The sequence below is a fragment of the Photobacterium galatheae genome (genome assembly GCF_000695255.1).
Lineage (GTDB): Bacteria > Pseudomonadota > Gammaproteobacteria > Enterobacterales > Vibrionaceae > Photobacterium > Photobacterium galatheae.
This window is the reverse complement of sequence record NZ_JMIB01000017.1, coordinates 68,337-81,963: the sequence shown is the minus strand read 5'-3', so window position 1 is coordinate 81,963 and position 13,627 is coordinate 68,337. Positions and strand designations below refer to the sequence as shown.

Below are 13,627 nucleotides of genomic sequence, written 5' to 3'. Positions count from 1 at the left end.
TCTTGGCTCAATTAGGCCTGCGTATCCACATTGCTGCCCGGTGCAGCTTTGGCAACCATGACCATCGCCGGACGAACCACACGGCCGTTCAGCTCATAGCCTTTCTGCAGCACCATCATCACCGTGTTCGGCGCATGTTCAGCGCTTTCCTGCATAGACATCGCCTGGTGGAATTCAGGATTAAAGGTTTCACCCAGCGGGTTAATTGCTTTCAGGCCGAATTTCTCAACCGTGTCTGTCATGGTTTTCAGAGTCAGCTCAACGCCCTCAACCATTGGCTTGATGGTTTCGTCGTTTTTGTCTGCCACTTCCAGGGCGCGTTCCATGTTGTCGATCACGGGCAGCAATTCACCGGCAAATTTCTCCAGCGCAAACTTACGTGCCTTGTCAATTTCCTGCTCGCTGCGACGGCGCATATTTTCAATATCTGCACGGGCACGCAGCACAGCGTCCTGCTGGTCTTTCACTTTGGCTTCACTAGCTGCCAGAGCCGCTTCCAGTTCTTCGATACGGGACAGTGCCAGCGCTTCCGGAGACAGTTCTTCTGCAACCTGCTCAGCCTCTGCTGATGCCATTTGCTCTTGCTGCAGTTCTTCTTCCTGTAACACTTCGTCTTTCTTGCTCATGCTTTCGCTACTCCGCTAAGCTCAAAAAGGGTGAATGCATGGCCGATGCACCGAACAAACGCGACCGATCGACCACTCTTAAAACGTGATGGGCATATTATGGGGATGAAGTTCAACGATTCAACCCGATATCGACGACAAAGGGCGACAATTCATCATCGCTAAGGCTATACTGGCCCCATTCTTACCCGTTGGATCAAGGACATGACGCGCCCGTTTGAAATCATTGCCCTGATTGGCAAACCAAGAAACCCTGATGCGCTTCACACACACACCAGCCTGTACCACTGGCTGACTGCCAAAGGCTACCAGGTACTGGTTGATCACCGACTAGCCCATGATTTAGATGTCCCGGCCGACGCCTTGTGCGATCTGCTCACCATCGGCGACCGCGCCAACCTGGCCATTGTCGTCGGGGGTGACGGTAACATGTTAGGCGCCGCACGGGTACTCTCGCGTTTTGATATCTCCGTGATTGGTGTCAACCGCGGCAATCTGGGCTTTCTGACGGATCTGGATCCGGACAATTTCGAACAGGAACTGGAAAAGGTGCTCGACGGTGAGTTCGTCATCGAACACCGCTTCCTGCTGGAAGCTGAGATCCACCGCCACGGCCAGATTAAAAGCCGCAATGCAGCCCTGAATGAAGCCGTGCTGCACCCAGACAAAATCGCCCATATGATTGAGTTTGAGGTCTATATCGACGAGCGGTTTGCCTTCTCGCAGCGTTCAGACGGCCTGATCATTGCCACCCCAACCGGCTCAACTGCTTACTCGTTGTCCGGTGGCGGCCCGATCCTGTCACCGAGCCTGAATGCGATTACGCTGGTGCCCATGTTCCCGCACACGCTGTCGTGCCGCCCACTGGTAGTCGATGGGAATCGCCGAATCAAACTCATTGTGCCGGACGATGGCCGCACACTGGAAGTCAGCTGCGATGGTCAGGTCTCGCTGCCCGTGAATCCCGGCGATGAAATTCATATCTATCAGAGCCCGGACCAGCTCCAGCTGATCCACCCGACAAGCTACAGCTACTACAACATCCTGCGCGGCAAGTTGGGCTGGTCGAGCAAGCTGTTCTGAGTCGCTCTCCTTCTCTCCCGAAAGCCAGCCGATGCTGGCTTTTTTATTATCTGGCAGAAACTTAGCCAGCATCACAAATTCAACCGGAAATTTTTGATCCAGCACTTTACTGTATGTAGATACAGTATATACTGTGCAAATAAACAGGTGTTGATTTAAACAGGTGAACACACATGCTGGCTCATATGACGATCTCTAATTTTGCTATTGTCAAAGATCTCGAATTCGAGATGAAACCTGGGATGACGACCATTACAGGTGAAACCGGTGCAGGTAAGTCAATTGCCATTGACGCGCTGGGCTTATGTCTCGGCGACCGCGCCGAAGCCAGCATGGTCCGCCCCGGTGAAACAAAAGCTGAAATTCACGCCACATTTTCCCTGCGCAACAATCAGGCAGCCCGTCGTTGGCTGGAAGACAATGAGCTGATGGAAGGTGACGAATGCATTCTGCGCCGGGTGATCACCAAAGAAGGCCGTTCCCGTGGCTTTATTAATGGCAGCCCGGTACCGGCTTCTCAGCAAAAAGCGCTGGGTCAGTTGCTGATCAACATTCATGGCCAGCATGCACACCAGATGCTGATGCGTCCTGAACACCAGCAGGAGATGCTGGACAACTATGCCGGTCACCAGCCCCTGATGAAGCAAGTCCACAGTGACTATCAGGCTTGGCGGCAAGCCAAGAACGAACTGAACCGCCTGAGCCAGAGCCGTGCAGATAACGAAGCACAAAAACAGCTGATCCAGTATCAGGTGAAAGAACTGAACGACCTGGCGCTGGGTGAAGAAGAATTTGCCGAGATCGAAGAAGAACATAAACGACTGTCGAATTCCGGCGATCTGGCGCTCACCAGTCAGCATGCCCTGACCCTGCTCTACGAAGGGGAAGAAGTGAATGCCCTGCAGATCCTGCAACAGGCCAGCCAACAGGTGATTGATCTGGGCGAGATGGACAGCCAGTTAAGCACCCTTGCTCCTATGCTGGAAGAAGCCATCATTCAGGTGCAGGAAGCCAGTCAGGAACTGCGCGGCTATCTGGATAATCTGGATATGGACCCGCAGCGTCTGGTGTATCTGGAAGAACGGCTGGCAAAAATTATGTCGCTGGCGCGCAAACATTATGTCATGCCGGCGGAGCTGTGGCAGAAGCATCAGGATCTGTTGATTGAACTGGATAACCTTGACGGCAGCGACGAAAAACTGGATGCACTGGCAGACGCTGTCGAAGAAAGACGACTGGCATTTCTGGACAGCGCCGAGAAGCTGAGCAAGAGCCGTCAGCGTTATGCCAAGGAACTGAACAAAAAGATTTCGCACAGCATGCATGAGCTAAGCATGGAAAAAGCCATCTTCCAGATCGACATTCACAGCGATCCGGAGCGCATGCTGACGCCACTGGGCTTCGACACCATTACCTTTATGGTTTCCACCAACCCGGGCCAGCCATTGCAGCCACTGGGTAAAGTGGCCTCCGGTGGTGAGCTGTCACGAATTTCACTGGCGATTCAGGTCATTACCGCTCAGAAAGTGGAAACACCAAGCCTGATTTTCGACGAAGTTGATGTGGGGATCAGCGGCCCGACGGCTGCGATTGTCGGTCGAATGCTGCGCACCCTGGGCGATTCAACACAGGTGATCTGTGTGACCCACCTGCCGCAGGTCGCCGGTTGCGGCCACCAGCAGATGTTTGTCGCCAAGAAGACCAGTAAAGGCCAGACCGAAACCAACATGAAACCGTTGGATGAAAACTCCCGGATCAGCGAGCTGGCCCGACTGTTAGGCGGCAGCGAAATTACGGAGCGAACACTGGCAAACGCCAAAGAACTGCTGGTCGCCGCCTAACCCAGGTTCCGAAAATACGATTTCATTGCTTTTCAGATGCAACTTTCAGACATTTTGTGCGTCTCATCCCTCACCTATTCCCTCGGATTAGGTGAGTTTTTTTATGGTGCTTTCACTTTGTCTGTAACTTGCTTATCATCACAAACAGAACTGATTATTTTGCCGGGATGCTATGAACTGGAAAACTTTTGCCGCGCTGGCGTTGAGTGTCAGCCTGCTGGGCGGCTGCTCTTTGATTGAACGCTTGGTCTACCGTATCGACATCAATCAGGGCAACTACCTGGATGAAAAGGATATCGACAACCTGAGATACGGCATGAACCAGGAACAGGTCCGCTATGTATTGGGCTCCCCGATGCTGGTTGAGCCGGAATATCCGAACACCTGGTACTACGTGTTCTACCACAAGCCGGGTCATCACGAACCGGAACAAAAAAATCTGATCCTGAAATTCGATGCGAACCGACAGCTGATCAGCATGAGTGGCGACTATCCAACTGGGGCAAATTTCAACAAGCCGTTGAATTAAACCTGAGTCCGCCGCAAGCGTCTGAGACTGAAAACAAAAAAGCTCGCCAAGGCGAGCTTTTTGAATACTGCAATGTTCACGAATCAATTAGTTGATCAAGATGTAGTGTCATCATGCTTTGTTTCCGCAACATCGCCATCTTCGTCTGCATCTGTTGAAGATTCTTTCTTCGCAGCCAAAGCTTCTTGTTTGGCCTGCTCAGCACGCTTGCGGCGAATGTCTTTCGGATCAGCCAGCAGCGGGCGATAAATTTCGATGCGATCGCCATCGTGCACGGTCGCGTCCAGTTTCACCGGACGGCTGAACACCCCGACTTTATTTTTTTTCAGATCGATATCCGGATACATTTCCAGCACACCGGAACGCTCAATGATGTCCTGCACCGGGGTATCAGCAGTAATCGCCAGCTTGATCACCCGCTGGGTATACGGCAGCGCATACACCACTTCGACGTGGATCAGATTGTTATTCTGCTCAGAGCTCATAAACTTCCCGGGCGCGTTGGGTAAAGGCATTGACCATGTTATGGGTCAGCTCATGGAAAACCTTACCAAAGACTGCTTCCACCAGTGCATTGGTGAATTCAAAATCCAGCTTCAGCTCCACTTTACAGGCATCGACATCCAGCTCGGTGAAGTGCCAGCCACCCACTAACCGGCGGAACGGACCTTCGACCAACTGCATGCTGATTTTATGCATACCTTCCAGTGTGTTACGAGTCACAAAGGTTTTTTTAATCCCGGCCTTGGAAACGTCCACCGACGCCATCATATGTTGAGTAGAGCTTTCCAGAATTTTGGTGCCACAACATCCTGGCAAAAATGCAGGATAAGACTCAACATCGTTCACCAGGTCAAACATTTGCTTGGCACTGAACGGGACCAGTGCAGAGCGACTGATTTGAGGCATAGTTTCTCCTTAACCCTATATCGCCGCTAATGATACCATTAGTCCGCGATCTGCCAAAGATTCCGTCGCCGTGTGAGCACTCTGGCAGAGTCATTGGGAAAATCGTTCCCCTAACACCTTGAATACGTATAATAACGAGCTATGGCAAAGAAAAAACCAAACAAGCCGGGCAGCAATACCATTGCGCTAAATAAGTCTGCCCGCCATGAATTCTCGATTCATGAAGAATATGAAGCCGGCATTTCGCTCCAGGGTTGGGAAGTGAAGTCCCTGCGCGCAGGTAAAGCAAACATTTCAGAAAGTTACGTCTTTTTACGAAACGGCGAGGCGTTTGTCTCCGGCATGACTATCACGCCGCTCAATGCCGCCTCGACCCACGTGGTTGCCGACCCGGGCCGCGTGCGTAAGTTGCTGTTAAACCGCCGTGAACTGGATAAAATTACCGGTGCCGTGAACCGTGAAGGCGAAACCATCGTCGCACTTTCCCTGTACTGGAAGGGTTCATGGGTTAAACTGAAATTAGGGACCGCGAAAGGTAAAAAGCTTCATGACAAGCGTGCCGACGCCAAAGACCGCGACTGGCAGCGCGATAAGGCACGAATTATGAAGCATAGTTCGCGGTAGTCATTGACCTAGCAGAATTTTCTGCTAGTATGGAAAACCTCTTTGGGGCTGATTCAGGATTCGACAGGATCATGAAGGCCTGTGGAGCATGCAGAGGTGCGGTTGGCCTCTTTAAAAAGCCGCAAAAAAATAGTCGCAAACGACGAAAACTACGCACTAGCAGCTTAATAACCTGCTTAGAGCCTATCCTCCCTAGCCTTAGCTCGTAGGACGGGGACCAAGGGTAGTCAAACCCAAACGAGATCGCGTGGATGCTTTGACCTGGGAGCTGAAGCGTTAAACCTAATTCAGGTATGTCTTAACGTGGCGTGTTTGTTCGCAGCGTTCTGACGAGAATAAAGACAAACTAAGCATGTAGCGCCATTGGTTAGAGTGATTTTGGACGCGGGTTCAACTCCCGCCAGCTCCACCAATTCTACATTTAAAGACGTCCTAGGGCGTCTTTTTTTGTATCTACATCAACATAAAATCAATGACTTAGCGTCTTTTGACATCTCTTAACGTCCTACAGCTTCTTTGATTTTTGGGTACATCGAAAGGTACACTGCTCTGGTGTACCTATTTTGATGGACCAATCATGGCTAAAGTAACGACGAGATTAAGTGATAAAGAGATCAAATCAGCTAAATCCAAAGAGAAAGAGTACATTCTTTCTGATGGCGATGGTTTACGTCTACGGGTGAAACCAAATGGCTCAAAACTCTGGCTGCTAAACTATACACACCCCATCAAAAGAAAACGTACTAACCTAAGTCTTGGTAAATACCCAGACCTCTCCCTTGCTAACGCCCGCAAGGCCTCACAGGAAGCAAAAGAACTACTCGCTCAAGGGATAGATCCTCAAGAAGACAGGAAACGCCAGCAGCAAGAGCACAAAGCTATCCACCAGCACACGCTCATCAATGTGGCTAAAGAGTGGTTTGAGATAAAAAAGGACGATGTCACTCCTGATTACGCCGTTGATATCTTGCGTTCTCTTGAGCTTCATATTTTTCCCTACATATCTGATATTCCTGTCTCAAAGATCACTGCCCCTCAGGTTATAGAGCTATTAAAGCCTATCGAGGCCAAAGGCAGCCTAGAGACCGTAAAACGCCTAGCACAACGTCTCAACGAGGTAATGAACTTTGCGACTAACTGTGGCTTGGTTCAGGCTAACCCACTGACTGGTATAAAAGCCGCCTTCAAGAAACCCAAAAAAGAGAACATGGCAGCGCTCAAACCCGCTGAGCTCCCAGAGCTTATGGGTGCCATAGCCAACGCCAGCATAAAGCGTACGACGCGATGCTTAATCGAGTGGCAGCTTCATACTATGACACGGCCAAGTGAAGCTTCTGGTGCTAAGTGGGAAGAAATTGATTGGGGTGAGAAGGTATGGACCATACCAGCTGAACGAATGAAAAAAAGAAGAGAGCACCGTATTCCACTGACCGAGCAGATGCTTGAATTACTTGAGGTCATCAAGCCGATTAGTGGTCACCGTGAGTTTATCTTCCCCTCTGATCGAGATTCAAAAAAACCATGCAACAGCCAAACGGCAAATATGGCTCTTAAACGTATGGGGTTTGCAGGACGTTTGGTCAGCCACGGTCTACGCTCGCTGGCTAGTACAACACTCAACGAACAAGGTTTTGACAAAGATTTAATTGAAGCCGCTCTGGCGCATGTGGACGACAATCAGGTTCGAAGTGCCTACAACCGTACTGATTATCTAGAACGCCGCAGACCAATGATGTGCTGGTGGAGCGGATATATAGAAGAAGCAGCCAAAGGCAGCCTCTCTGTGACAGGAAGCACACAGTTGCAAGTGGTGAGCGCTCAATAAATTGCATCTAAAGAAAGAGGCTGGATTAGCTCTCTAACCTATAGCTAACCCAGCCTCTTTACCTCACTCACCTATGCTTTAGATAGCTAGAATTTTTAGGGTGCTTTTTAGACCACTTACTCGATTACGACTGTGTACCTATTTCGAAACGACAATCATCCACAAATTGCTCCCACTTCTTCTCATATATCTCGCGCCCAAGTAAAAACCAGTCATCTGTATGTGTTGGTTCACCTGATAACCCAAAGCCATGACCGCTGAATGCGCCACCATGTTCAGTAAGCACACAGCGATTATGAAAAACATCATCATCAGAGGTTTCTTTTAACTCAAGAACCTGCAGTTTCAAGCCTTCGATATCAATACCTTCAAGAATTTGCTGTTTGACCGATGCAGGGGTAGCGCTAGAGTTACTCTCTTTGTAATACAAAGTCACTTGTGGAACCTTAGAACAAACGCGATCTTGAGCAACCTCTTTTAGAAGAGCACTGAAGGTACTGCAAGCAGATGATGTCCATCCATAGGGGTCGATGAACACAATTTGCTTTGTTGAAAAGCGTAAAAAGTTTTTCAGCAGGCAAGCTGCAGGGGTAACTTGCCTTTGAATACTAGCTTGACGTTGATGAGACCAGCAACTGCCTTGATCGTACATGCCGGAAGGGGATATACACTCAGAGAGCTCTAGTTTAGGGTCTGCGATAATGACATTGAATGGCCTATTTTCGTGTTCGCTCGTAACCATCTGCTCCCAACTATCACTGCTATTTTCTGGAGCAACGCGTTCAACTAATGTTTCTACGAGAAAACTAACCATCTCTAGGTAACGTTTGCCTTGAATCGATTCTTGATCTTGAGGACCAAAGCCCAACAAGTACCCACGTAATTTTGAAGCCTTTGCTTTGGGAAAAGAACTAATAATTCTCGGACTTCCCAGCCCATACTCCCTTAAAAACTCACGATAGTCTCTTGTGTTGTTTGCCCATGAAGCCAGGACGGACGGAGCAATTGCATACTCATGTATCATTACATTAGCTCCTCTCTTCTTTCCGAGAAGAAACCTCTTGGCCATCTTGATGTAAATTCACCATCTTCATTCACACGGACTTGTCGAACGACAGCACCGTTTTCTGATGGCTCAAGACATACAATAGAAATATTAGAAGCAATGACGGGCTTTAACTCATCAGGTAGCTCCTCATCCGTAGTCTGACGAACACGCTTCAAAAGTCGCAAGATTAAATGCTCACTGTGAGTTTCTATCAAGAATTGGGGAGCATCAGTTGCTTGAGTTAGTAAATCGGCTACCGCAACTTGGACTCTAGGGTGAATGTGTAGCTCTGGTTGCTCACACGCAATCAAACCGCGTTTTCGACTCAATGCTGCGACAACTAACGGCATTAATTGTGATATTCCTGCGCCAACTTCATTAGGCGCAACATCAAGTTGATTGATTTCATCCCAAAGGGCGACACGAAAATACTCGTTATAACCCCTTGGCAATTGGTATTTTGCCTCTGGAGAGCTATTTGCCTGAGCACTGAGTATGCTAACTTCGGTTATCGCTTTGGTTTTTCTTAAAGCCAGCCCATAATCCAAATTGAGCCTATTTTTTTGGAAAAGCCAGCTATTTATCTCATCTAAAAGACGTTTGTCAGCATTCAAGAGAGAGTGCCAAGCAGCCTCACCGTTGTACCATTGGCCTTGCTTATAGTTTGAATCCAAATGAAACTGCTCATCAGGTACGACCCTTAAAGGGCCAATGCACAAACTCTGCTCAAGTAGTTTTAACAAATCATCTAATGGCGCGACGATTATATCGCTTAGTATCTCAGTCGCTCTTGCTTCAAATAGTGTAAGCTTTTTACTCGCACTAATCTCATCGCTGGTATCAATCACGTCATCATCAATGTTTAGATCGAGAGATAAAACCAATTTACGTCCGAGTTTTGGTAAAGCTCCAGATATGCCACTGAATGAGATAGGTATATGATGCAGCGAAAGTATAGATTCATCTGGATCATCGATACCACTATCCAAATAACGAACTAGCTGCCCACGAGATTCATTTAGCTGTTGATGAAACTCAGATACAAAAGCATCTTCAGAAAACATCAATGGCTTTCCGTTAATCTCATCTAGAGGTTCTGCGCCGTGATTTATCGCTCGAGTATCAGTAGAGCTTACTTCGAGGAGTTCTAATAATATTGACTTATTTTCTGGGTGTAACGGCAGTTCATTCTCAAAAGCATCAAGTACCCACTCATTATGATTATCTGGCAATAAAAGCGGGTGAACGTAGTTGATGTAAGAGATTGTCGGTTGCTTCAAGCCTGCATCACTTGTTAACTCTGCGATCAATGCCCCTTCGAGCAAAACTCTGTACTTGGCAACATAAGCTGTTTCTCTACTTTCTGACCAACGAATTTCGAATTCAACACCCACCTGTCGTGACACTGTACTAGGACTCTCTAGAATTAAATCAAAATCCTCAAATAGTTCAGCAAGCTCACTATAGTTACTTCCGATCGTGTCGTGCTTATCAAAATCTAACCGGATAACCATCGCCTCGGTTAAATCTCGCCCGTGGATCAGGTTCTTGAAACCGCCAATATATTTGTTGTTTAAACCTTCTATCCGCACAGGGCTACATTCACCCGTTTTTAGCAAATGATGTAAATAAAAAAGCCCCATTAATACAGAGCTTTTACCTACAGAGTTAGGGCCGAACAGAAGGGTAACAGGAGCAAACTCAATCGTTTGCGATCTTTGGAAGGAGCGAAAGTTAGTTAAGGTTAGTTTGGTGATTTTCATCTTAACTCCATAAAAAATCCCTAATGTGTCAATGATAACTGGCTAGTAATTAAGACACCAACGCACGCATTACTATGACACACCGCTTTTACGAAGAAAAAGTGACGCGCATCACAAAAACATACATAGGTCATCTCGTATCTTTTATTCACATAAAGGAACCAAGAAATCACCTCTGTCAGAGCTACCCCAATCCATACTTGCAACCTCCCCCTCTGAGATTGTTAGACTAGAATTGCAGCAATACCAAGAGCTAATTGATGTTGACAGCTGCGACTTCAATTAAGAAAGGAAGATATCACAGGCGGTGGAACGTTAATTCGCATGCTGTTTCAGGAACTGAACAGTTTTCTGAGTTTGGAAAAGTTTAGCTATGGTGTATGACGCCTGTATGGGTAATTGGCCCTGAATGTTCAGGGCCGCTGGCTAAAAGATTAGAGTTGGCCGGAGAAAGCTTTTTGAGAAAGCGAATGGAAATTTTCTTCCGTTTTCACAAGCCCTTTCCCTAAATGAGCACTTGTTTTATCGTATTGGCGCAAAAACTCATCGTACTTCTCTTGCAATTCAATTGCTACCTCAGGGACTGGCATACCCTTGATTATTCCCATATTCAAGCCTGCCATTATCGCACCTTTTGTATTCTGGCGTAGATAACGCTTTGCTTCGGGGTGATACAAGAAATAGGCATGCAAGAAACTTGGTAAACATTTTTCCTGATCAAGCGTTATACAGCACAAATGTTTAGTGTTTATGGCCGTGGGGATGTCGTCAGGAACAACAGCGCAACGACCGCAGGTCCCCATAATCGTAATAATTACGTCACCAGGGTAAACCGTGTATCTATGAAGTTTTTTATATTTATCCTCAGAGATAAAACGACTTTTAGACCATTCAAATTTATTGCTTACCGCGTTATCGATACCTAGAACAGCGATACCTGACTTTGTAAACTCACTATGAAGTAACTGGCTTCCAAACGGCCCTGTTCGCATACTGCCTTTTTTATCTTGAGCCAATTTCTCAACAGTTGTCAGGCTCCAGCCATTACCCTCTATATCGCCAAACATATCCAAAAACACACTGCGCAGAAAATCATCGGCGAGGATGATGGCCTGTTTGCGTTTCAGGCGGATGGCATCGGCTTTATCCAGAATCGCCGCTATGCGCTCTTGCTCGTCGAGTGGGGGGAGTGGGATTTCTAGTTCTTTAAATCGCTCAACATCTAAATTCGAGATATTGGTTGTCTGTCTGCCACAGTATCGAATTTTATGTTGAATTGAGGGTGACGTTAACCAGTAATAAAGATACTTAGAGTCTATTTTCCCTTGTCGAGCACGAATAATTGAAATAAACCCGCCAGCAGTAGCCTCATACTCCAGCTCATGCACATAGCTTGTTTTTCCAACTAGTTCCCAGCTGTTGGCACTGGAAATTAACATATCTCCATTTCTTAGCCGCTGTTCATCTCTTTTCATGAAAGATCGAGGAACGGCAATCAAGTCATCACAATCCAAGCCTGCAACTTGAACATTCTTTGTGCGCATTACCACTACAGAATCTTCAGTATCTATATCAACAACATCGGTAGGTTTGAATGTAATCCCTCTGATAAAGTCAATTACATTACCTAACTTCTCCAAAGGCCAACTCACAGCATCGCCTCCAGCGCCTTCAGATCGTCCAAAATCTCCTGCTCTAAGGCTTTTAGCTTACCCAGAATCACCTTGGGCTCTTCATAACTCTCTTCCTGATACACCACTTCTTTGTAGCGGTTGATGGAAAGGTCATACTTGTTGGCTTTGATGTCCGCTTTCGGCACGGTAAATGCTTTTTGGGTACGGTCGCTGTAGTCGCGATCCTTACCTTTGGCATCTTTCAGGTGCTCACCGTTCGGAAACTGTTTGTTCAGTTGGGTTTGCAGCTTGTCGCCAAGGAAGTTACCCGTCGGCATATTGTTTTGCTTGCGATAGTGCTGCCAGCTTGAAACCAAGTGCGGAATATCGTTCTTGTCGATCTTGTTGCGTTTGTCATCCAGGCTGTAGCCATCGTTTTCGAGATCATAGAACCAAACGTTATTGGTTTCGCCGCCTTTGGTGAAGATCAAAATCGCCGTGGCGACACCCGCATACGGCTTAAACACGCCGGAAGGCAGGTTGATAACCGCTTCCAACTGATTTTTCTCTACCAAGAGTTCACGCAAGGCGACATGAGCTTTGGAAGAACCAAACAGCACGCCCTGCGGCACAACCGTCGCACTACGCCCGCCCACTTTGAGCATTTGCAGAATACGCGCCATAAACAGCAGTTCGGTTTTCTTGGTCTTCACCTTGGCGAGAATTTTCGGGTCGATGTCTTCTTCATCCAGCGTACCGGTAAACGGCGGGTTCGCCAAGATCAGATGAAAGCCTTCGTTGCTGGCGTTCGGGAAGCGGTCGCTGAAGCTTTGGCTCATAGTGTCCTGATAATGGATATCTGGCTGTTCGACACCGTGCATAATCAGGTTCATGGCCGCAATGCGCAGCATGGTGGAATCAAAATCGTAGCCGTGGAACATGTCTTTATCGACGTGCTTACGGTATTCACTCAGCAAATCACCGGTAAAGACTTTCTGCTCTTCCAGCTCGTTTTTTTCGTTGGTGACAACTTCGGTGTGTACGTTATCCGATGAGGTATAACGTTCCACAATGTATTCGTAGCTGTTGGAGAGAAAACCCGCTGTACCGCAGGCAGGGTCACAGATGCGTTCACCGCGAGCTGGGTTTGGCTCCATCATTTCCACCATGGCGCGGATAATATGGCGCGGGGTCCGGAACTGGCCGTTAATGCCTGCGGTGGTCAGCTTGCTCAGCAGGTATTCGTAGAGGTCACCTTTGGTGTCACCTTTGTCGATAGGCAGCTTTTTGATCATCTCTACTGCTTTGACCAACAAAGTCGCTTTCACGATTTCCAGGCGCGCATCTTTCATAAAGTGGCTTAGGATAGAATCGTCATGGTTTAGAGTGCGGAAGTGCTGAAACACGCCATCACGTACTACCTCCAGCATTTCATCAGCACCCAGGTTGCTGAAGCGGGAAAAACGTAGTTCTTCTTGCTCCGGGGCAAAGCGGCGTTTGAAGGCAACGCCAGCCAGCATTTCTTTGTGCTCGTCTTTGGTTTCTTGCATGTCGAGCATGCGCGAGTACATCAGAAAGGTGATTTGTTCGATAACGGTCAGCGGGTTGGTAATGCCACCTACCCAGAATTCTTCCCACAGTTTATCGATATTGCTTTTCAATTCTCCGGTGATCATGGCTTGGTGTTCTCGCTTTTGGTTTGCAAAGCATCACGTCTCTGCAAAGAAAAAAAACCCGCCTCGACTCAACCCACTTCGGGATTTATG

The 13,627-nt window shown here is 47.8% G+C and carries 12 protein-coding genes and 1 other RNA gene; 6 read left to right on the top strand and 7 right to left on the bottom strand.

Features of this window, described 5'->3' with window-relative positions:
• Window positions 1–11: 11 nt before the first annotated feature.
• On the bottom strand, window positions 12–626 hold the full coding sequence (gene grpE / locus EA58_RS08720; RefSeq protein ID WP_036751455.1) for a nucleotide exchange factor GrpE: 615 nt from the start codon (window positions 624–626) through the stop codon (window positions 12–14).
• Between the two features lie 204 nt (window positions 627–830).
• Here grpE and nadK point away from each other — a divergent pair, with 204 nt between their 5' ends.
• The 3 genes from nadK to bamE all read left to right on the top strand — a co-directional run bounded on the left by nadK (window position 831) and on the right by bamE (window position 4,079).
• Window positions 831–1,709 carry an NAD(+) kinase gene (nadK, locus tag EA58_RS08715; protein ID WP_036751453.1) on the top strand — a complete coding sequence of 293 codons (879 nt, stop codon included), beginning with the start codon at window positions 831–833 and terminating at the stop codon, window positions 1,707–1,709.
• 173 nt (window positions 1,710–1,882) lie between these two features.
• On the top strand, window positions 1,883–3,550 hold the full coding sequence (gene recN, locus EA58_RS08710) for a DNA repair protein RecN (RefSeq protein WP_036751452.1): 1,668 nt from the start codon (window positions 1,883–1,885) through the stop codon (window positions 3,548–3,550).
• A 172-nt stretch (window positions 3,551–3,722) separates the two neighbouring features.
• Window positions 3,723–4,079, top strand: a complete 357-nt coding sequence (gene bamE, locus EA58_RS08705) for an outer membrane protein assembly factor BamE (RefSeq protein WP_036751451.1) — start codon at window positions 3,723–3,725, stop codon at window positions 4,077–4,079.
• 95 nt (window positions 4,080–4,174) lie between these two features.
• Here the strand turns inward: bamE and EA58_RS08700 are convergent, their stop codons facing one another.
• Both EA58_RS08700 and EA58_RS08695 read right to left on the bottom strand, forming a co-directional pair.
• Window positions 4,175–4,564 (bottom strand): RnfH family protein, encoded by a 390-nt coding sequence (locus tag EA58_RS08700; protein WP_081819594.1) that lies wholly within the window; start codon window positions 4,562–4,564, stop codon window positions 4,175–4,177.
• Complete coding sequence (locus EA58_RS08695) at window positions 4,554–4,988, bottom strand: SRPBCC family protein (protein ID WP_036751450.1); 435 nt, start codon at window positions 4,986–4,988, stop codon at window positions 4,554–4,556. Before EA58_RS08695 ends, EA58_RS08700 begins: the two co-directional genes overlap by 11 nt.
• 141 nt (window positions 4,989–5,129) lie before the next feature.
• Between EA58_RS08695 and smpB the strand changes: the two genes are divergently transcribed.
• From smpB to EA58_RS08685, 3 genes are all read left to right on the top strand, one after another.
• A complete protein-coding gene (gene smpB / locus EA58_RS08690; protein WP_036751449.1) occupies window positions 5,130–5,612 on the top strand; it encodes an SsrA-binding protein SmpB in 483 nt (160 codons plus the stop codon).
• A 44-nt stretch (window positions 5,613–5,656) separates the two neighbouring features.
• Window positions 5,657–6,024: a transfer-messenger RNA gene (gene ssrA, locus EA58_RS21330) on the top strand.
• 165 nt (window positions 6,025–6,189) lie between these two features.
• A complete protein-coding gene (locus EA58_RS08685) occupies window positions 6,190–7,437 on the top strand; it encodes an integrase domain-containing protein (RefSeq protein ID WP_036751448.1) in 1,248 nt (415 codons plus the stop codon).
• Between the two features lie 124 nt (window positions 7,438–7,561).
• Here EA58_RS08685 and EA58_RS08680 read toward each other — a convergent pair whose 3' ends face one another.
• The 4 genes from EA58_RS08680 to EA58_RS08665 all read right to left on the bottom strand — a co-directional run bounded on the left by EA58_RS08680 (window position 7,562) and on the right by EA58_RS08665 (window position 13,537).
• Window positions 7,562–8,461: a hypothetical protein gene (locus tag EA58_RS08680; protein WP_036751447.1), complete on the bottom strand. Its 900-nt coding sequence runs from the start codon at window positions 8,459–8,461 to the stop codon at window positions 7,562–7,564.
• On the bottom strand, window positions 8,461–10,248 hold the full coding sequence (locus EA58_RS08675) for an AAA family ATPase (protein ID WP_051641967.1): 1,788 nt from the start codon (window positions 10,246–10,248) through the stop codon (window positions 8,461–8,463). Before EA58_RS08675 ends, EA58_RS08680 begins: the two co-directional genes overlap by 1 nt.
• Window positions 10,249–10,682: 434 nt before the next feature.
• Window positions 10,683–11,900, bottom strand: coding sequence for a restriction endonuclease subunit S (locus EA58_RS08670; protein WP_051641966.1), 1,218 nt, complete (start codon window positions 11,898–11,900; stop codon window positions 10,683–10,685).
• Complete coding sequence (locus EA58_RS08665; protein ID WP_036751445.1) at window positions 11,897–13,537, bottom strand: type I restriction-modification system subunit M; 1,641 nt, start codon at window positions 13,535–13,537, stop codon at window positions 11,897–11,899. Before EA58_RS08665 ends, EA58_RS08670 begins: the two co-directional genes overlap by 4 nt.
• Window positions 13,538–13,627: the final 90 nt, after the last annotated feature.

Bases quoted from the DNA above. Each gene is read 5' to 3' on its own strand.
- grpE (WP_036751455.1), bottom strand. From the start codon at position 626: ATGAGCAAGAAAGACGAAGTGTTACAGGAAGAAGAACTGCAGCAAGAG.
- nadK (WP_036751453.1), top strand. From the start codon at position 831: ATGACGCGCCCGTTTGAAATCATTGCCCTGATTGGCAAACCAAGAAAC.
- recN (WP_036751452.1), top strand. From the start codon at position 1,883: ATGCTGGCTCATATGACGATCTCTAATTTTGCTATTGTCAAAGATCTC.
- bamE (WP_036751451.1), top strand. From the start codon at position 3,723: ATGAACTGGAAAACTTTTGCCGCGCTGGCGTTGAGTGTCAGCCTGCTG.
- EA58_RS08700 (WP_081819594.1), bottom strand. From the start codon at position 4,564: ATGAGCTCTGAGCAGAATAACAATCTGATCCACGTCGAAGTGGTGTAT.
- EA58_RS08695 (WP_036751450.1), bottom strand. From the start codon at position 4,988: ATGCCTCAAATCAGTCGCTCTGCACTGGTCCCGTTCAGTGCCAAGCAA.
- smpB (WP_036751449.1), top strand. From the start codon at position 5,130: ATGGCAAAGAAAAAACCAAACAAGCCGGGCAGCAATACCATTGCGCTA.
- EA58_RS08685 (WP_036751448.1), top strand. From the start codon at position 6,190: ATGGCTAAAGTAACGACGAGATTAAGTGATAAAGAGATCAAATCAGCT.
- EA58_RS08680 (WP_036751447.1), bottom strand. From the start codon at position 8,461: ATGATACATGAGTATGCAATTGCTCCGTCCGTCCTGGCTTCATGGGCA.
- EA58_RS08675 (WP_051641967.1), bottom strand. From the start codon at position 10,248: ATGAAAATCACCAAACTAACCTTAACTAACTTTCGCTCCTTCCAAAGA.
- EA58_RS08665 (WP_036751445.1), bottom strand. From the start codon at position 13,537: ATGATCACCGGAGAATTGAAAAGCAATATCGATAAACTGTGGGAAGAA.